This is a genomic window from Vibrio maerlii (assembly GCF_003415655.1).
GTDB lineage: Bacteria > Pseudomonadota > Gammaproteobacteria > Enterobacterales > Vibrionaceae > Vibrio > Vibrio maerlii.
This window is the reverse complement of the sequence record NZ_QRHC01000002.1, coordinates 384,328-403,807: the sequence shown is the minus strand read 5'-3', so window position 1 is coordinate 403,807 and position 19,480 is coordinate 384,328. Positions and strand designations below refer to the sequence as shown.

Annotated in this window: 19 protein-coding genes; 4 read left to right on the top strand and 15 right to left on the bottom strand. The window is 43.4% G+C overall.

Annotated features, from left to right (window positions below; all coding sequences use genetic code 11):
* Window positions 1-44: 44 nt before the first annotated feature.
* The 4 genes from DPF91_RS02805 to DPF91_RS02790 form a co-directional block, all read right to left on the bottom strand.
* Entirely contained in the window at window positions 45-1,448 is a 1,404-nt protein-coding gene (locus tag DPF91_RS02805; RefSeq protein ID WP_117232905.1) for a glycoside hydrolase family 1 protein, read from the bottom strand.
* Between the two features lie 26 nt (window positions 1,449-1,474).
* Window positions 1,475-1,780 (bottom strand): PTS lactose/cellobiose transporter subunit IIA, encoded by a 306-nt coding sequence (locus tag DPF91_RS02800; protein ID WP_102332273.1) that lies wholly within the window; start codon window positions 1,778-1,780, stop codon window positions 1,475-1,477.
* 65 nt (window positions 1,781-1,845) lie between these two features.
* Window positions 1,846-3,168 (bottom strand): PTS sugar transporter subunit IIC, encoded by a 1,323-nt coding sequence (locus DPF91_RS02795; RefSeq protein ID WP_117232904.1) that lies wholly within the window; start codon window positions 3,166-3,168, stop codon window positions 1,846-1,848.
* A gap of 13 nt (window positions 3,169-3,181) precedes the next feature.
* Window positions 3,182-3,490: a PTS sugar transporter subunit IIB gene (locus tag DPF91_RS02790; protein WP_102332275.1), complete on the bottom strand. Its 309-nt coding sequence runs from the start codon at window positions 3,488-3,490 to the stop codon at window positions 3,182-3,184.
* Between the two features lie 308 nt (window positions 3,491-3,798).
* On the opposite strand from DPF91_RS02790, the gene DPF91_RS02785 reads away from it, so the two are divergent.
* The gene (locus tag DPF91_RS02785) at window positions 3,799-4,821 is read left to right on the top strand and encodes a LacI family DNA-binding transcriptional regulator (protein ID WP_117232903.1); all 1,023 of its coding nucleotides are present in this window, start codon (window positions 3,799-3,801) and stop codon (window positions 4,819-4,821) included.
* A 136-nt stretch (window positions 4,822-4,957) separates the two neighbouring features.
* Here the strand turns inward: DPF91_RS02785 and DPF91_RS02780 are convergent, their stop codons facing one another.
* On the bottom strand, window positions 4,958-5,842 hold the full coding sequence (locus tag DPF91_RS02780) for a LysR family transcriptional regulator (RefSeq protein WP_164684011.1): 885 nt from the start codon (window positions 5,840-5,842) through the stop codon (window positions 4,958-4,960).
* Window positions 5,843-5,926: 84 nt separating this feature from the next.
* On the opposite strand from DPF91_RS02780, the gene DPF91_RS02775 reads away from it, so the two are divergent.
* The 3 genes from DPF91_RS02775 to DPF91_RS02765 all read left to right on the top strand — a co-directional run bounded on the left by DPF91_RS02775 (window position 5,927) and on the right by DPF91_RS02765 (window position 7,239).
* Window positions 5,927-6,346: a PACE efflux transporter gene (locus DPF91_RS02775; RefSeq protein WP_117232902.1), complete on the top strand. Its 420-nt coding sequence runs from the start codon at window positions 5,927-5,929 to the stop codon at window positions 6,344-6,346.
* Between the two features lie 195 nt (window positions 6,347-6,541).
* Complete coding sequence (locus DPF91_RS02770; protein ID WP_117232901.1) at window positions 6,542-6,811, top strand: DUF5062 family protein; 270 nt, start codon at window positions 6,542-6,544, stop codon at window positions 6,809-6,811.
* A 182-nt stretch (window positions 6,812-6,993) separates the two neighbouring features.
* On the top strand, window positions 6,994-7,239 hold the full coding sequence (locus DPF91_RS02765) for a hypothetical protein (protein ID WP_117232900.1): 246 nt from the start codon (window positions 6,994-6,996) through the stop codon (window positions 7,237-7,239).
* Between the two features lie 116 nt (window positions 7,240-7,355).
* Here the strand turns inward: DPF91_RS02765 and DPF91_RS02760 are convergent, their stop codons facing one another.
* The 10 genes from DPF91_RS02760 to DPF91_RS02715 form a co-directional block, all read right to left on the bottom strand.
* The gene (locus DPF91_RS02760; protein WP_117232899.1) at window positions 7,356-8,969 is read right to left on the bottom strand and encodes a polysaccharide lyase 6 family protein; all 1,614 of its coding nucleotides are present in this window, start codon (window positions 8,967-8,969) and stop codon (window positions 7,356-7,358) included.
* Between the two features lie 64 nt (window positions 8,970-9,033).
* Complete coding sequence (locus DPF91_RS02755) at window positions 9,034-10,812, bottom strand: sodium:solute symporter family protein (protein WP_117232898.1); 1,779 nt, start codon at window positions 10,810-10,812, stop codon at window positions 9,034-9,036.
* Between the two features lie 445 nt (window positions 10,813-11,257).
* On the bottom strand, window positions 11,258-12,430 hold the full coding sequence (locus DPF91_RS02750; protein WP_117232897.1) for a lactonase family protein: 1,173 nt from the start codon (window positions 12,428-12,430) through the stop codon (window positions 11,258-11,260).
* 64 nt (window positions 12,431-12,494) lie between these two features.
* Window positions 12,495-13,925 (bottom strand): sugar porter family MFS transporter, encoded by a 1,431-nt coding sequence (locus DPF91_RS02745; RefSeq protein WP_117232896.1) that lies wholly within the window; start codon window positions 13,923-13,925, stop codon window positions 12,495-12,497.
* 83 nt (window positions 13,926-14,008) lie between these two features.
* On the bottom strand, window positions 14,009-14,827 hold the full coding sequence (locus DPF91_RS02740; protein WP_117232895.1) for an NAD-dependent epimerase/dehydratase family protein: 819 nt from the start codon (window positions 14,825-14,827) through the stop codon (window positions 14,009-14,011).
* Window positions 14,828-15,156: 329 nt separating this feature from the next.
* Complete coding sequence (locus tag DPF91_RS02735) at window positions 15,157-16,023, bottom strand: DMT family transporter (RefSeq protein WP_117232894.1); 867 nt, start codon at window positions 16,021-16,023, stop codon at window positions 15,157-15,159.
* Window positions 16,024-16,032: 9 nt separating this feature from the next.
* Window positions 16,033-17,025: a zinc-binding dehydrogenase gene (locus DPF91_RS02730; protein WP_117232893.1), complete on the bottom strand. Its 993-nt coding sequence runs from the start codon at window positions 17,023-17,025 to the stop codon at window positions 16,033-16,035.
* 79 nt (window positions 17,026-17,104) lie between these two features.
* Window positions 17,105-18,085 (bottom strand): 2-dehydro-3-deoxygalactonokinase, encoded by a 981-nt coding sequence (locus DPF91_RS02725; RefSeq protein ID WP_164684009.1) that lies wholly within the window; start codon window positions 18,083-18,085, stop codon window positions 17,105-17,107.
* Window positions 18,086-18,136: 51 nt separating this feature from the next.
* Window positions 18,137-18,823, bottom strand: a complete 687-nt coding sequence (locus DPF91_RS02720) for an RraA family protein (protein ID WP_117232891.1) — start codon at window positions 18,821-18,823, stop codon at window positions 18,137-18,139.
* Between the two features lie 2 nt (window positions 18,824-18,825).
* The gene (locus tag DPF91_RS02715; protein ID WP_117232890.1) at window positions 18,826-19,479 is read right to left on the bottom strand and encodes a bifunctional 4-hydroxy-2-oxoglutarate aldolase/2-dehydro-3-deoxy-phosphogluconate aldolase; all 654 of its coding nucleotides are present in this window, start codon (window positions 19,477-19,479) and stop codon (window positions 18,826-18,828) included.
* Window position 19,480 lies beyond the last annotated feature (1 nt).

The window sequence follows — 19,480 nt, the reverse complement described above, 5'->3', positions numbered from 1 at the left end:
TTTAATTGAATGCTTGGAGCGTAGACCCCAAGCATTCGGATTGGTTATGCAGTGTGTTTGGAGATAAGGGCGTTGTACCAATGGAAGCTTGCCTTTTTAGAGCGTTTCATCTCTTTTAGGTCAAACTCTTCGCGGTCAACATGAATAAAACCATAACGCTTAGCACAGCCTTGGTGAGTGCTGACTAGGTCAATTGCAGACCAAGGGCTGTAACCGAAGACCTCAACACCATCAGTGATAGCAAGCTGAACCTGGTCAATGTGTTGCTGTAGATATTCGATACGGTAGCTATCATCAATTGAACCGTCAGCCTCAACAGTATCAAAGGCACCTAGACCATTCTCAGTCACAATAAGAGGTAGAGCATAACGTTCGTAAATTTCACGCATTGTGGTACGGAAACCAACCGGGTCAATCTCCCATCCAAACTCGTTTTTAACTAGGTTCGGGTTCTCGGTACCACGGTAAGCACCGACTTCACCAATCGTGATTTGCTGGTCGCCAGTTGAATTGATGTCGCTCTCATCACCAGTACTTTCAGCAACAGTTTGTGAGTTGTAGTAGTTAAAGGCGATAAAATCAGGCTTAGCTTGAGCCATAATATCCATATCACCTTCTGCAATCTCAGGTGTTGCATCACGCTCTTTTAAGAATCGCATCGCTGTTGGGTTGTAGCGACCGTAGACAGCCATATCAAGGTATAACCAGTTACGAATAGCTGAGAACGTGTTCGCAGCAAGAACATCCTCTGGTTTTGAAGACGCAGGGTAAATCGTTGAGATATTTGGCGCAGGGCCAATTTTAGCTTCCGGAAGCATATCGTGACAAAGTACCATCGCTTTCGCTTGTGCCAGCAACATGTGGTGGTTTTGTTGGTAGAGATCTTTCACCGGATTTTCGCCGCTAACACTCTTAGTACCAATGGCATCGCCGTGTAAGATCATCATGTTCTGTTCGTTAATTGTTAGCCAGTACTTAACACGGTCGCCGTATAGCTCGAATAGTGTTTTAGAGTACAGTGCAAACGCATCAACAGTGTCACGATTTGACCATCCGCCTTTTTGTTGTAAAGCGTATGGTAAGTCAAAATGATAAATCGTTAGGATTGGTTCAATATTGTGTTTGAGCAGTTCGTCGATTAAGTTGCTGTAAAATTCAACGCCTTTCTGGTTAATTTCTCCGTCACCATTAGGGAAGATACGCGTCCAAGCAACAGAGAAACGATATGCTTTCAAGCCTAGCTCTGCAAAAAGTGCTACATCTTCTTTGTAGTGGTGGTAGTGGTCACTAGTAACTTTAAAATCTGTTGTACCTTCAACAACTGGAGCCATATCTATAACAGATGGGCCTTTGCCATCTTCGTTCCAAGCGCCTTCAACTTGGTAAGCTGAGGTTGACGCACCCCAAAAGAAATCGGTAGGAAAAGGAGTTAGATTCTTAGGTTTCATGTTTATCTCTTTTTTTTATTAGTTGTTTATTGAATCTTACGGTGTAGATTGATCAGTTCTTCAATCAACTCACGAGCGAGCATCGCTGTCATAATGTGGTCTTGCGCATGGACCATAATTAGGTTTACGGGTACTTTCCCTTCACCTTCATCCATTCCGATGAGCTCTGTTTGAACCTTATGAGCACGCTTTGATGCTTCAGTCGATTGTGTTAGCAATGAGTCAACTTCCGCCCATTCACCTTTCTTTGCATTCTGTAGCGCTTGCATTGCTAGGCTTTTTGACTCGCCAGCATTGATGATCAATTCCATTACGGTTGATTCTAGTTCCATGTGGGTATCCTCAGTAATTTTGATGAATAGAGCGGGATTACCCACTCTATTGAATTGGATGAATGTTACGCGAAGCTCTGCTCACCAGATTTGTTATCTTGAGTAGAATCTGTGTCTTGAGGCTGCTCTTCTGCAAGCAACTGTTTTTCGTAAATTTTGAAGAATGGGTAGTAAACAACCAGGTTTACACCAATTAGAATGAACACTAATACTGCATTGTTTAGTTGCCATCCAGCACCCCATGCCGCACCGATTGGTGCTGGTGCTGTCCAAGGAACCAGTGACACAACTTTTCCGATCCAGTCCATGCTTGTCGCGAAGTAAGCGATGATTGCGTTGATCATTGGAGCGCCGACAAATGGGATGAACATGATAGGGTTCATTACGATTGGCGAACCAAAGATTACAGGTTCATTGATGTTGAACATTGCTGGCACTACACCAAGACGACCGATTGTTTTAAGGTGGGCAGATTTACTTCTCAGGTAAAGTAGAACTAATGAGAACGTCGCACCAGAGCCACCTAATACAATGAAGAAAGACCAAAATGGTTCAATAAACACTTGAGGCAGCTCCATTCCAGCAGCAAGTGCTTCTTGGTTTACGCCTAGGTTGTAAAGCCAGAAAGGTGCCATGATGCCAGAAACAATTGCCGAGCCATGAATACCAGCAAACCATAGAGTGTGTGCAACAAGTACAGCAAGTAAAATTGCTGGCAATGTGTCAGATGCTGATACCAATGGCTGGAATAGAGCCATAATTGCACCTGGAAGTAGCATATCGAAATTGTTTTGAATTAGAAGGTTTAGTGGATAAATCGTAACTATCACGATCATTGTTGGGATCAGCAGGTTAAATGACTGACGAATTTTATCAGGCACCTGCTCCGGCATTTTAATGCCAATATTATGAACTTTTAAGAAACGAGTCAGTTCAGTAACAAAGATCGCAACAATGATTGCAGTAAAGATACCAGTGCCACCAAGGTACGTTGCAGACAGAGCACCATCTTTCATCGGTGCTGCTATCAAAAGAAATGACATCAATGAAAGCATTGCCGTTGGTAGAGCATCTAACTTGTAGCTATTTGCTAGGTTATACGCGATACAAGCAGAGATATAACATGACATAATCCCCATACTCATATTAAAAGGGGTCATGATTTCATCAAAATAGGTGGATGACATTGAAATCCACCATTGACCTAAGGCAAACGCGGTATCTTCCGAAAAAGGAGGAAAAGCAAACACAAGCAAGAAAGAACCCACGATCATGAAGGGCATTGCGCCAATGAAGCCGTCACGAATTGCACACACGTGCTTTTGAGTTGCCAGTCGGCCTGCTATCGGTGTTAAGGTGTTTTCTAGAAAATCGAATAATGCTTTCATCGTGATATCCCTCTTATTGATTTAGCATTGTGATTGCATCGTTAAGGATTTTTTCGCCTTTCATCATGCCGTAATCCATTTGATTCATTACAGAAATTGGTTTGTTAGCAGCATCAGCAATCTCTTTGAAATCATTAAGTTTGTATTTAATTTGTGGACCTAGTAAAACGCAATCGAAGTTTGGAAGGTTCGACTCGAATTCATCTAATCCCACAGCTTCAATATGCGCTTCAATTCCTTTCGCTGCCGCAGATTGCTTCATTTTGTTTACGACCATGCTAGTAGACATACCAGCAGCACAGCACAATAAAATGTTGATCATGATTTAGTTCCTTTTCTTATTTATCACTTAATCTTGTAAGCGTTGTAGAGTACGAGAAAAATGTAACCGGTTTCAGAAACCGTTTACAGAAACCGGTTACACTTGTGTGAGAAATGTCATAAAATATCGTTACTCAATGCTACAATTGATGACGGGTATCACATTAGGTAAGAAATCGGGTTCGAATTTAGGGGTTACTATGTTTTAGTAGACGGTAGGAAAACTTTATTTTTCGATAATTGGTCCATATAAACAATAACTTATAATAATATCCAAACGTAACGTGGGTAAGTGATGAAAGGAATAGAATGAGTACCATTGTTGATGTCAGCAAACTTGCTGGAGTCTCCAAAGCAACAGTCTCGCGTGTGATCAACGGCACAGGTCAGGTTAAACAATCGACAAAAGATAGTGTCTTCGCCGCGATGGAACAGTTGGGTTACCGTCCAAACCGGACCGCTCAAGCTTTAGCGACAAATAAAACTGATACAGTGGCATTGGTACTGTCTAACTATGACAGTACTAGGTGGGGTGTGCTTTTACAGCAAATCTCAATTCAACTTCAATCAGAAGGCAAAACACTAACAGTAATCGATGGTAAGAATAACCCCAAACATGAATATGAAGTAATTAGACAACTAGAAGGGCAATGTGATGCTATTTTACTTTATAGCCGAACCCTATCTGATGAGCATATACAAACGTTAGAATCACAATTGTCCGTGCCTTTTGTTGTGTTAAACCGTGCCTCTATGGCAGGGAATTACCATTCAGTATCCATTGATCAATCGAGTCTTATCGTGACCGCAATGGAACATTTGATTTCATGCGGTCATAAGAGCATCGCATGCATAACTGGTCCAATAGACAATCCAACAGGAAAAGCTCGTATCGAAGGTTATAAGCGAGCTTTAGAATCATCTAGATTGCCTTATAATCCATCTTTAGTGTTATCCGGTGATTACCATATAAGAAGTGGATATGATCTGTGTACCAACCTCTTGAAGTTAAATGTGAAGTTTACGGCGATTCTCGCATTTAACGATAATATGGCTTTGGGAGCGATCAAAGCTTTGTCAGAAGAAGGGGTTCACGTTCCAAGTCAAGTATCAGTTATTGGTATAGATAATGATCCTTTTGGTGAGTTTTCAACCCCAGAATTAACAACCATAGACTTACCGATTGAACTCATGGCAGAGAGTGCTGTTAAGTTAGCGCTTAAGCTACGTGATGAAGCTGTTCCATATGAACCGAAGATCTTAAATGGAAATTTAATCAGTCGAAATTCAGTTACCCCATTCCATGCAAATAAGTCGTGGTTGAGCTTTTAGGGTAATACTGTATTGCCTACCGGATATGGGGGAGACACCCCTTATTAAAGCGTGTCTCAGACATAAGTGTGTTTAAGAATATCGAAGTAAAAAGGCAGCATTGAGCTATTGACGCTGCCTTATTGGTATCTCTATTTTAATCATCCAATAGCTGTTTTAGATGTTGCTCTAACCAACGCAGTGCTCGCCCCTTACTCTTACTTTTTAAGGTAACGATATCGACTGGTGGGCTCCAGGCTTTATGGTCAATCACAATGTTAAGTGCGACAAGTGAGTGGTTGTTTAGGTCATTTTCTACGAGATGAAGTGGTACATACGCCCATCCAATGGGGGCTGATTTGAGCATGTTACACATCACCTGGAAGCTGTTTGACCACCATACTTTCGCTGCAACAATTGGAAACTGTGGCAGAGTGTGTTCGTTTTCGCCCTTGAGTAATAACTGCTGGTACTGAATTGCATCTGAAATATCAACGCTGTCCAGTCTGGCTAATGGGTGTTGTGGATGGGTTACCGCTTTGAATGGTAGGTTACCGATAAAGCATGGGCTGACATCTTTGTGGAAGTTCATGTCTGTGAGCATCAAACCAATATCTGCCTTGCCGCTGGTTAGACGATCGATCACATCGGTCGTCGCGACTGCTAGAACATCCAGTTCGGTCGCTGGAAAACATTCTGAAAAATCTGCGAAGATCTTACCAAGCTTGTCGACAAAAATAGCGTCATCCAACACCAATCGAACTCGCTCTTCATCGCCTTGCTCAATCGATTTGACAGACGATTCAAAATCTTCCATCTGCAAAATGATCGCTCTTGCTTGTTTAAGCAATTGCCTGCCTTCAGGTGTCAGTGTTGGCTTGCGCGTAGAACGGTCAAAAAGCTGAACATTAAAATCAATCTCTAAGTTATTGATGCCCTGGCTGACCGCAGATTGGACCTTACCCAGTTTTCTTGCACATGCTGAGAAGGAACCAAGTTCAGCTGCTTCAACAAACATGCGTAGTTGGTCGACGTTATACATATCAGTATTGATGATGGTTAGTATCTTTATTCAATCTTAATTACAGATACTATTGTTCGCAAGTTGATTAATACTGAGATTGATATGTCACACAAAGAGAGAATCCTGCATTCGATTCTGTTCGAATTGGTTGCGTTAGTTTTAATGACAACACTGGCGACCTTAATTACCGGCAATGATGCATCGAAGATGGCAGGGCTTGCCTTGTTTATGTCTCTGATAGCGATGGGATGGAATTACGCCTACAACTTTATCTACGACAAGTTGTTCGGCGCTGACCGAATAAATAGAACATTAGCGGTTCGAGTAGCTCATGGTTTGGGCTTTGAGTTGGGAATGTTAGTCCTAACACTCCCAGTATTAATGTGGGCGCTGCAGATGGACTTTTGGACAGTACTGATTATGGATATCGGCTTAGTGGTATTTTTTGTTGTGTATGCCATTGTGTTCAACTGGGCATACGATGTTATTCGTCAGCGTGTGTTCACTCGACTCCCTAACTAGCTTTTCCTTAAGAAGAACTCGAATCGATAATGTTAGCTACTCGAGTTCTTCTTTATCATTTCAATGCCTTTTGATAGCAATTGACTTTAGGTGACTACTTGGATTTGTATAATTTTATTAATATGAGAGCTCAATAACGCGCTGCTGGTGACACTTAATGTATTCTTAACCAGAGTGAAAAAGAGGACGTTCTCGATGTCAAAAAATTCCAAGCTTCACAATGAAGACAAACTGATTAAGAAGGCTCTTGAGATCGGAGGGCAGTTGGCAAAGATGCAAGGCTTTGACCTCCCTCAATCACCACAGCCCCTAAGAGTTAAAGCAATTTACTTATTTCTGGTCGATGCAAAGCAGATCACGCCACTTCCTGAAAGCAAACTAGACGGTGCAAGCATCAAGCATAGGTTGGCTGTTTGGGTTAACAATGCGTTGCCAGACAATGACCCTTTAAAGTCTAAATCTTAAAGAATCAGTAAGGCGAATCGGTTGGTTCGCCTTTTTTGTTTTATGCGGGTGCAAACTGTACTGGGTAACAGTCAATGAATGTCGGATTTTACATTGGCTTTTTATAGCTAAAATGCCTTAAGGTACAAACTATCAAATAGATGTGACCTCCACAGACAACCCCCATTTAGGCAAAAGAACTTATGAATTTTGATATCAACACACTGAAGCACCACCAACTGGTTGAAGATGGTCAACTAGAGGGGTGCTACATTCATCAGCCGGTACCGGGTAGTCAACAAGACGATGCTGCAGTTTTGGAAGAGCGCCAAGCGCTGGAAAAAATGGGGTATAAGGTAGTGCAGGTTAAAGCGAAAGGTGGAACAACAACCTTTGCTGAGGCAATGCAGAAACTGGCGAAGAAGACGGGTCACCTGCCTAAAGAGTAATGAATAGGTAGAGTCGGTTATAGATAATTATCACCGATCAAAAAGGCAGCGTTGAACTATCTGAACTAATACAAACTATCGACGCTGCCTTTTGACATTCAAACTCGCTAAGACGACTACTTGCTAGCGTTTGTTAGGAGATAATCGGGGCCCGCTGTTTCTGCTGTCACAACCGAAAGTGAATTTACATCAGCCCCCACACCTTGGTATTGAGTAAAGCCATTTACTTCTTCACTCTGTGGCAGCTCTACTGCGTAAGACGTAATTTGCTCAGCTTGAGTGACTGTGCCTACATACACTTCGTTGTTGTAGGTTGGATTTACCAACGGCAGCTCTTCTGTCGCACGCACGCTAACAAACTGATCTTGTTGGTTGGCAACGATGTTGCTATCAAAGTGAATATCCACACCTGCGAAAATGTTCTCCACTTCGCTGTTGTTGAACAGGCTTACACGGTGTGTTTGGTTGCCATAGACAATGCCCCACTCAGTATCAACCAGCGTGTTATTACGCACTGTGATGTTCTTTGGCGTCCACTGTTTGTTGAGCTCCTTGCCTTTTACCGCTTGGTCTAGCTTCTCATTGTTGGCAACATCGATGATACCGGTGTTGATTACGATACCGCCGCGCAGATCTGCATTGCCTTCAATCTCACCATCACGTCCACGTGTGCCAGTAATGTAGTTGTTCTCGATTATATGGTCTTCATCGTAAATACGCATACCGCCAGTGAGCAGTTTTTCATTACCCAAAATCACGTTGTCTTTCACGGTGTTCGCTTTGCCGTGACGAAGGGAGATCAGTGAGGCACTTTCGAAGATGGTGTTGCCTGAAATCTCATTGCCGCCTGATTTAATGGAGATAAGCTCACGTTCACCATCCATGTCGATCATCAGATTGTTAGTGAACTTAGAGTTAGATTCCCATTGTGAAGATTTTGAATCACCAATTCGAATCGCTTCCCAGCTGTTGCCGTTGTAGCGGATCGCTTCTTTGATATCGAACTCATTGAACTGGTTTGGTTTTTGGTCCAAGAAAATGTTGTTGTCGATGAGGTGATTATCTGGAGTGTCATCTTTTTGAACACCAATCAGCGTACCGCGCTTTTGCTTGCCTTCAAAACGGTTGTTGAGCACCTTGCCATCTTTACCCCACAGAGAGACCCACAAGTACTTCGGATACTCTGATCGACGCTCGTCTGGTTGGTATTCGTAAGCGTGGTTGAAGTAGTAGAAGGTAGAGTTTTGTAGCGTGTTGTCGTTACCCATCATTCGCACACCACCAAAGCGTTCCGCAGGACCACCTTCAGTGAATACAAGGCTATCGATTGTGATGTTGTTGCCCTCAAGGCGAAGTTGAACCAAGCCTGTTAGCCAAACGCTCCCAGGTTGTTCTGCCTTGATGGTGATGTTGTTCGCTTTGATGGTCACGACATCAAGATCGGCGTATTTACCAGCAGGAATGATAATGGTTGAACCGTCTGTTGCGTTCTCTATTTGTTGTTTGAGGGACTCTACGGCATCTGCGGATTGAACTTCAATCGAGCTTCCATCAACAGCATTCAGGCGGTTCGTTGCTAATAGGTAATCTCTAGTAATCTCATTGACTGCTGTTTCAACAATTGCAGGATCAGCTGCCTCGGTTGTTTGGCTTGGTAAGGAATTGCAACCCACTAGGGTTAGGGCAGAAATAGAGGCAGCGATAACGCCACTGATTAGTGTTTTATTCATTGATTTGATCTTATGTTTGGGAACAGAAAGCGGCCGCATAACGGCCGCTTGATAAGGTAGAAGGTTAGTTTTCAGTTGCGACTTCAGAAGCTTGTTCAACTTTGTCGTCAACGGCTTTCACTAGTAGCAGACCAACCGCTAGAACAATCACACCACAGAACACAAAGATGAGACGTCCCCACATTGGGTTTGGTAGGACGAACATGGTCATAACACCAACACCCGCAACTGCAATGAGTGAACCCAGCATACGGCGCTGTTTGTTATCTAACTTCTTCTGTTCAGTTGATTCCGCAACTAGTGGCGTGCTGAGGTTCTCGAAGAACTTGTCTACGTTCTTCTGGCGCTCTTCCGAAAGTGGCTTGTAGAACAGCGTTGATAGTAAGAAGAAACCTGCAGTGAAGATAAGGTGACCGATTAGGCCGATAGCCACTTTCAAGTCAGACCATTCACGACCTGTTAATGGCTCCAGGTTGAACCAGTTCTGTACCATTTCTGCTGTGATGACAAAGCCAACGAAGTAAGATACAACACCACCAACAACCAGTGTGCCCCAGCCAGCCCAGTCCGGAGTCTTCTTAATGAAGAAGCCACAGAACGCTGGAATCGTCATAGGGAAGCCGATCAGTGCACCCACATACATCATGGTGTCGAAAAGACTTAAGCCTTTTAGTGAGTTGATGAATAGAGCAACCAAGATGATGGCAACACCAAAGAAGGTTGAAGTCAGTTTAGATACCACTACAAGCTCTTTTTCCGTTGCATGAGGGCGCAGGATTGGCTCGTAGAAGTTTTTAACGAAGATACCTGAATTACGGTTTAGTCCCGAATCCATTGAAGACATTGTTGCTGCGAACATCGCGGCAATTAATAGACCTACCATACCCGCTGGCATGTACTCTTGAACGAAGTATAGGTATGCGAAGTCACCCGCTTTAGAACCTGCGTCTGGGTATTGTGCTGCTAGATCAACACCTTGACCTGCAATGAACCAAGAAGGCATGAACCAAATCAGTGGGCCCATGGTCATCAGGATACATGCAAGTAGCGCAGCTTTCTTCGCGTTCTTTGAGTCTTTTGCTGCAAGATAGCGGTAAGAGTTCAACATGTTGTTGGTAATGCTGAATTGTTTGAAGAAGATAAAGAATGCCCAAATACCAAAGATGCTTAGGTAGTTTAGGTTGTTACCGGATACGAAGGACGCACCTTCTTCTACTGGGAAGTTGTTGATGATTTCAGTAACACCACCACCCTGAACGATAGCAACCACAGCACAAGTCACTGTTACTGCCATGATGATCACCATCTGCATAAAGTCAGAAGCGATTACCGCCCATGAGCCACCCGTCACTGACATGACAAGTACAACCAGACCCGTCACAACAATCGTCGTCGTCATGTCGAAGCCGAAAATACCCGATGCAATGATTGCGAGACCATTCAGCCAGATACCTGCTGAGATCACGCTGTTTGGCATGCCAGACCAAGTAAACACTTGCTCGTTGAACTTACCAAAACGCATACGAATTGCTTCGATTACCGTAACCACACGTAGTTGACGGAATTTTGGTGCGAAGTATAGGTAATTCATTAGATAACCGAACGCGTTCGCAAGGAAGATGACCGCTACTGCGAAGCCATCTGCATACGCTTTACCTGCCGCACCAGTAAATGTCCATGCACTGAATTGAGTCATAAACGCGGTTGCACCAACCATCCACCACAACATGCTACCGCCTCCGCGGAAGTAGTCGCTGGTAGTGCTTGTAAATGTTCTAAACATCCAACCAATTGCCATTAAGAACAAGAAGTAGATGCCTACAATAAGGGTATTAAGTTCCATCGTAAGACCTTTTGTTAGTCATTTTTTAGTCGATTGGATACTAACTATTGAACATGCTTATTTGTAGTACAATAACTCAAAATTGTGACGATGAATCAGAAGTGGAATGGGTTATAAATCATACAAGTGAGATAGGTAACAAAACTGACATATTTACCGATGGTTTGGGTAAGGTAAGGGTAATCATTCCTTTGTATAATAAGGATTAATGCTATAACTGCGGCTCATTATCCTGGTCAATTTATTGAGATTGAGAGAGGGGAGATAAGCAAGAATTTAGATTGTTGAGGGTTTGTACTTATTGGTTAACTCTAAACATCCTTCTCTTAGTTAAGTAATACAAATTAATGTTGACTAAAAGTCACTGTCATCACAACATTACCTGTAGATGAACAATGACTTTTAGTATTCATTGAATAGCTTATCAGCGAAATCGGACGATTTGTTAGTAACCAATAAATGCAAAATCAACAGGTGTTGGTGTATCGATAAAGGTCGGCTTCGTATTGAGTAACCCGGTTTGACGATCGATCGTGAACCGTGTGATTCGATCTGAGTTTTGGTTTCCGATACACAGGTGACAATCGTCAGGCTCAATAGCCATGCCTCGCGGGCAATCGCCTTGCGTTGGTGCCCAGTCTAATGCGGTCAGTTTGAAGGTTTCAGGGGACACTTTGAATTGCGCGACTGAATTCATTCCACGGTTGCTAGCGTAAAGGTAGTTGCCTTTAGAGTCGATACAGATTTCGCCACCAGTATTACCACCGGGCATCACTTTACCAGGATTTGTTGGGTCGAAGTCTGGGCGAACATAGTCACTATCTGTTGGCAACATTGAGATAGATTGCGTCCATATCATGCTTCCTCTTTCACTATAAAAGCGGAACACATCAATAGAAGAAGAGAGCTCGTTGAGTACATAAACTGCTTTCTCGGACGGGTGGAAAACTAGGTGTCTTGGGCCGTTACCTGAGGCTATGTTGGCAATAGGAACTGGAGCCGAGTCCAAGCTGCCATTTTCTCCCATGGTCCAACACAGAATTTGGTCAATACCTAAGTCGACGCCAAGTACATACTTACCTGAAGGGCTGTTGGTAATCATATGCGGGTGTGATGCTGATTGGCGGTTTGCTTCAGCACCAGAGCCATTCGCTTTGTTTGTGTGTTGATAAACACATTCACCTAAGCTGCCATCTTCATTGATTGGATGAGTCACAAAATTAGCACTGCCATAGTTTGCACTCATCAAGAAGCGACCACTTGCGTCGACCTCGCAATGGCATGGCCAATTGCCGTGGGTAGGTTGAGAGTTAACAAAAGAGAGCTCACCGCTTTGTTGGTTGATGTTGAAAGCACTTACCATGCCTTCCAATTTTTTATCATCTACACCAAGCTCATTTACAGTGTAAAGCATGGTGTTGTCTTTGTTTAAAGTGATAAATGATGGGTTAGGGGTTTCGATGATTTGTATGAGCTCTAATGAACCATCAGTTTCAATCTTGTAGACTGAAATCCCTTTAGCGGAACTTTGTTTCGATGCACCTGGGGCAAAGTGGGGGTATGTATAACTTGCTGTATACATAAAGCGAGCATTGGATACGGAAGCTTGTTTACTCATGTTTACGCTATTCCTTAAAATAACACATCCAAGCTGAAGCTTGGATGTGTGTTAGTTATTATACTTATGCTTTTTCAGATTGAAGCTTACGCTCAGTTTCTTCATCTTGAGCTTTCCATTGCAGCTCAATCTCTTCGAGTGACATGCCTTTAGTTTCTGGCATCACTTTTAAGGTGAAGATTATTTGAGGAATCAAGATTGCTGCGAAGAACAAGAAGATCGCACCCACTGGAATGATTTCACGAAGCATTGGGAAGAACTGGTTCAAGAAAGCCTGACATACCCAAACCATGATGGTTGCAATCGCTACCGCACGTCCGCGAACTTTGGTTGGGAAAATTTCGTTCATAACAACAAACTTGATTGGACCCATAGAGAAAGCGAAGAACGCTACGAAAGCACACATTAGGAACACCAACAGCATGCCTGAGTCTTGACCATTTAAGAACAGCATACCAATCAAAGAGTGAGCGATGATCACACCAATTGTACCGGTAAGAAGTAACTTTTTACGGCCAGCAATATCCATCAACCATAAAGCGATAACAGTAAAGATGACGTTTACGATACCGATAATCGCAAAACCACCGAGTGAATCACCAAGAGACAAGCCTGCTTTCTCTAGGATAGTGGGACCGTAGAAGAAGACTACAGTAATACCACTCATTTCAGAGAAGAAAGAGAGCGCAACAGCAATCTTAAGTGCTTTTTTGTTTCCACCTTTGAAGAGGTCGGCAAATTTACCAGTCTCTTCTGAGATTACGTTTTTCAGATCTTGAACAAGAGAATTTGCTTCCGATTTACCTGCTACTTTCTCGATGATTACGCGTGCTTCTTTCTCACGGTTGTTGGCAATCAACCAACGTGGTGACTCTGGAATCACAAGACACATCAACACGAAAACGATGCCAGGAATACCTTCCGCTAGGAACATACCGCGCCATGCTTCTGAGCCAAATAACCAACCAATCAAACCTTCAGTATTTCCGCTCGCAATCAGAGAATTCGAGTAACTTTGAATCCCTGCATTAGAGAACAAAGAAATCATGATGCCCACGGTAATAGCAAACTGGAATAGAGTGATCATTCGACCACGAACATTGGTAGGTGAGATCTCTGAAATATACAGTGGTGAAATAAGCGTTGCGATACCAACACCGAACCCACCGATTAGACGGAAGAAAATCAGCGTATTTGCGTCGGTTGCAAATGTACAACCCATTGCTGAGATAAACAGAACTAATGCGGCTAAGAACAGGTTCTTTTTACGGCCGTATCGGTCACTGAGCTTACCTGCCAGTGCAGTACCAGCAATACAGCCGACGACTGCACTACTTACAAAGAAGCCTTCTTGCCAAGGCAAGAAACCAAATTGTGCTTTTACGAGGGAGATGGTGCCTGAGATAACAATGAGGTCAAATCCGAAAAAGAATCCACCTAGGGCAGAAACGAGACAGATAAACCATAGGTATCCATTACTATGTGCTTTGTTCATATCATTTTCCTAATGATCACGTGTTTTTTTGACTTTAGATTTCCCTAACCAACAGTTGTCTGTGCAACTTTTAAGGAAGGAATTTAGAAACTTGGATTGTTAATCCATTTACTTAATGCCGGGATGCAGCGTTGGCCCATCCAAGCAAAAATTTCTTTGATGCGGACCTCGAGTGGCAGGTCCGCAGGAGAGCCGTCTTGTGGCTCATAACCAATAGCTTTCTTCGAGCTTTCAAGACACCACTTCATGCCCTTATTGTTCGACATGAGGTTCACTACGACATGGCCATTGATATCGGCAAATAGTGATTGCTCCATGCCATGTAAGTAATCTCGGTCACTTAACCACATCAACTGTCCCCATCGGCCCATTTCCATGTGTGAACCTGGCTGATTATCGTGGGTCCATTGAGTCCAACCGATACGAGCACTAACAACGTCCATACCATGATGATCCGCAAAGTACTGGCCAGTCCGCTCACCGACTAGCTTGGTTACTCCATATGGATTGACTGGATTTGGGGTAATATCTGGAGTTAAGTTGGCATTGACGAAGCGATAGCCGCCAACAACCCAGTTGGAACTCGCAAATACAAAGCGTTTTACGTTATGCTTTGAGGCTGCATGGAATACGTTGTAAGAAGCATCGATATTATTTGGGATAGCCGATTCCCAACCACATTGGTTGTCGCGGTCAGCAGCTAGGTGAATGACGCCATAGCAGCCCTCAAATACACTTGCCCAACGATCTTCATATTGAGTGATGTCGCCAACAATAATTTTTTCATCATCACTCGGGCGGATGTCTAATCCCCAAACATCCAGATCATCTCTAGCGCTCAAGTAGTCATATACCTTCTTTCCTAAATGACCGGTTGCACCAGTAACTACGATTTTCTTCATGCCAGTTTCCTTGTGAGATTGTTTTGATATCTAAGGTCTAATATATCAGTGTTGATTTTAATTAACGGGATAAAACTCAAATTGTTTTATATCTACGGGTTTAATTTATAAAAAAGAGATCTTAAATTGATTTTTATAATACTTAAATGGGTTAATGTTGATCTGATGCACATTTTTGGGCTGGTGCGAGAAGGCTAACTAGGCTGATATATCAGATGTCTTTTCTGGCTTTTCGTAAATTGGTGGGATTTTATGAAGTGCAAAAGGAAGTGATAAAACCTGTCTGAACAGTTTAGGATCAGACAGAAGACCCAAGCTGAAATATTTGGTCAATAGTTTTGCTTGGAAGAAATCGTGATGTATGAGTACAGGGAAAGAATAATTAACCCTGAACCTAACGTTTTAAACAAGGTAAGCGGTTCACCAAACAACGTCATACTCATAATAAGCGTCCATATAGGTTCAAGGATCATGATTAAGGAGGCGGTTTCTATATTGGTTTTGTGTTGTCCAACGGTTTGAGTGAGATACCTTAAGGCAGTGGCTAACAAAGTTGCGATGGCGAAGTAAACCCATGTGGCGTTTGAAACCTGAATATGTGGCATACCCTCGATCACATACAATATACCGCCTGTAGCACCGACAACCAGCATTTGAATACATATAGATGGTAGCGGAGATACTTCAGCGCTCGTCTTCTTGTTTAGAACAAAGTGGATAGAAAGAAGGCTCGAAGAGAGGAAAAAGTACCCCAAGCTCTCATCTACATTCCACCCCTTTGTGAGGGTTAGGAACATCATCCCAGCAACTGCCATCGGTAGTGATAACCAAAATGCGATGTTTGGACGTTTTCTCAATATGATCCAGCGGGTTAATGGGGCAATGATCATCGCTAGGCTCATGATGAATGCGCCTTCTGCTAAGCTGTTTGTAATGCTTACCGCGTAAACCCAAACATGTATGGAAGCCGCGAGTAATAGTCCTATCGCAATCAGATTGCCAAGTACTATCATTGGAATTTTCAGTAATTCTTTGAAACAAAAAGGCAGCAATAACGAGCTGGCGATGAAGAACCGCCCTGCGATAAACAAATTGCTCGGCATTTCAATCAATACATACTTAGAGGTGACCCAACCTATTGCGGCAAATAGAGTTGCGGTTAGCAGTAATATCTCTCCTTTTCTCGACGCATTCATCTTCGTTACCTAACTATGCTCATTGAATGTCACAATCACTTTACCAACGGTCCGCTTGTCCCTGAGCTTAATTAATGCCTCAGAGGCTTCTTGTAGCGGAATCACTCTAATTTGAGGTGGTTGTATACAGCGCTGGTTTAGCAGTTTGTTGAACGACAAACCAGCATTTAGAATGGATCGACGGCCAAGGTCACCATGGGCGTATCCTGCACCAAGGCTAAGTTGGTGAACAGTAATTCCTCTGGCTTTTGCACTGGTATACAACGTGAGATCAGCCGTCTCAACAAGCTCTACCATTTCTCCATCAAACTGCAGAGCATTTGCACACAGAAGCTCTGATTTACCCCCAACACAATCCAAAGCCACATCTACTCCCTTGTTGAGCGTTATTCTATTAACTTCTTCGAGCACATCTTGTGTTTGATAATTGATGACGTGAGTTGCGCCGAGTTGTTTGACGTAATCTATGTTTTTTGCTGAACATGTGACGATGATGGTTTCTACACCGTAGTGCTTTGCTATTTGGATTGCGAAGCTACCAACCCCCCCTGAACCGCCTGTAATGAGTAATGAATCTCGCTCATGAATACGAAGCTTATCAACGAGTGCGCGCCAAGCCGTCCAACCTGCGCAAGGAGTAGATGCGGCAAATTCGTCAGGTATATTGGGCATTGCAGTCAGGGTTCTGCTGTCTTGTAAGCAGTATTCAGCAAGCCCTCCATGTTTGTCGAACATGTTCCCATGAAACAAAACCTTGTCGCCAACCTGCCAAGACGTTTCATTGGTTGGAACTTCAATAATCTCGCCCACGACATCCAAGCCTACGACGAAGTCAGTTCCCATATCTTTGACAAGGCTCTGCCAGTAAACGATTTTTGTATCGACTGGGTTTAGACCGCAAGCAAGAACTTTAACCAATACTTGATTGTTCCTCGGCTGAGGAACTGATAAGTCTTGAAGCTGGAACTGATCGGAGTTTGCACAGTAAGTAATTGCTTTCATAATGTAATATCCAAAAATAAAAAAAGAGCTCTCCTACAGTGACGAAAGAAAGCTCCTGATTAGTCATAAACCGGAATGACTAAATAATATTGGCTCTTTTAGCCACATAGATTGACCCAATAGCAGAAAGATCTTGAGTATCATTACACTGATAAACAGGGTTATCAGGGAATTGATATTTGAGAAGCTCGGCCGTTGCCGTGCAAAGTAATCCGGAGCCTCCGATGTAGACGGGTATACCCGCCGTAAAGCCAAGTTGTGGAGCTGAGCTTAACGCTTTGATATCGGAGTGCAGAATGACACCAACGAGGAAACTTGCGAGTTTCTCATGAGTTTTGCCTTCAAATTGCTCTTGCAGTCGAATTAAGAACAACGCATGGCCAAGCCCATATTTTTCGGCGGCTTGGTAACCCTCAAGTAACGCATCATTACAAAGTGACTCAGAGAAACGATTCTCTAGTGAACTGGTCAAAATTGTATGATGTGTAATGATGGCATTGAGCTCGCCAGCCAATGTAGTACAGCAACCTTGAATAGCTTGTTGGGAATCGATCGAAACAAACTTCGAATGAGATCCTGGTAGAGCAATGATGGCGTCTTGCTTGATCTCAAAAAGGTCAGCGATTGCTAAGGCTTCCACTTCTTCACCGCGCATAATATCTAGCCCAGTAACCGACTCTAAGTTATTAGTATCTAGGTTTTTTACACCTGGTATGAAGTGAATTGGAAGTGTTGAAATAGACGGAATCACGATCGATTTGATATTGCTCGCAAAGCTATCTAATGAAACAGGTGCAACGAGGTGTGGAACCTCGTGCAACCCTAGATTAGACGTGATCATACCAGCAGCTAGAATCGCTTGAATATCCGAATCTTGTAGTGAGTGGTTACTCTTGAGTTCTTTAATTGCGAGGGCGATAGTGCTAACTAGCTGTTGGTTGTTGCCATCGATACTGGTATTACGAACACCGATATTCGCCTTAACCTGATCAATGCGTTGCTTGCCATCAAAAAGCGCTACACGAGTATTAGTAGTGCCTGTATCTATTGTAATGATCAATGGAATAATCCTCAGAAAAGGCTCACACTAAAGTGAGCCCTAATAGGTAGGTTAGATGCGGCCAAACTTCGCAAGCAGTTGCTCAACTGTTGCACCGTTTAGGATCTCTTCACGAACTTTTTTCTCGTTCTCAGCCAGTTGTTTTGCGGCTGGGTACACTTCTTCCACAAACTCGTAAGGAACAACTGTCACACCCAGTTCATCTGCAACAACAAGGTCACCTGGTTTTACAATTTGGCCACCACAAACAACAGGTACGTTGATCTCGATTGGCTCGGTGCGGCCCGTCTCTGCAGAGTGTGCTGCACGTGGAGAAACAGAACGAGAAGCGATTGGGAAGCCAAGTACTTTTGATTCGTCAGTGTCACGTACTGAGCCATCGACAACAGCACCAACAACACCTGCAGCACGTGCTAGACCAGACATCAAACCACCCCAGATAGAAGTATTTGGTGTACCGTTCGCGTCGATTACAACAACATCACCTGGTTTTGCGATGTCAAAGATTGGTAGACAGTCAACAATGTCACCTGGCTTAAGCTTCACTGTTAAAGCTTGACCGATGAAAGGCTTGTTGCTCGAGCGGAATTTGATTTCATGATCCATTACACCATCGCGCTTGAATGCGTCACTGAATACAGCACTAACACTTAGTGTGTCTGTCATTTCTGCACATTTAGCAATAAGTTCTTCGTTTACGTTTGGACGTGGGTTAATGATTTTTTTTGCGTATTCCATGATTATTTCCTAATTGATTCAATTGCTTGCTTGTAGTCACAAGCACTTTGGTAGATCTTGTCGAAATCTCTATTTTCGATGATTGAGTTGTTTACTAAGTTGGAGCCGATGCCGAATCCTACAGCCCCTGCGTTTGCAAACTCAGGGATGTTGTCAGCGTTTACACCGCCAACAGCGATAAATTTAAGGTCTGAAAGTGGTGCACTTAGCGCGGCCAAATAGCCTGGGCCCAACAAACCCCCCGGAAAGAGTTTGATGAAGTCAGCGCCGGCCGCGTCGGCTTGTACGGCTTCTGTTGGTGTCATTACACCTGGCAAGGACACCATCTCTAGCTCTCTGGTTTTCTTGATAACTTCAGGGTTAAAGTCCGGAGATACAATGAACTGACCACCCAGAGCTTTTACTTTTTCGACCTGTTCAGTTGTTGTCACGGTACCAGCGCCATATATCAGTTGTTCAGAAAAGTCGGTCGCTAAGATATCGAGAGCCGCTAGCGTATTTTCTTCACCGTTTTTCCGGTCAAAGGTGACCTCCACTAGTCGGATACCACCCTCAACAAGTGCGTTCATCGTGGGACGAACATTCTCTGGTGATAAGCCACGAACAATGGCAAACACCTTATGCTCTTCGATTGCCGAAATAGTTTCGTTTCTCATG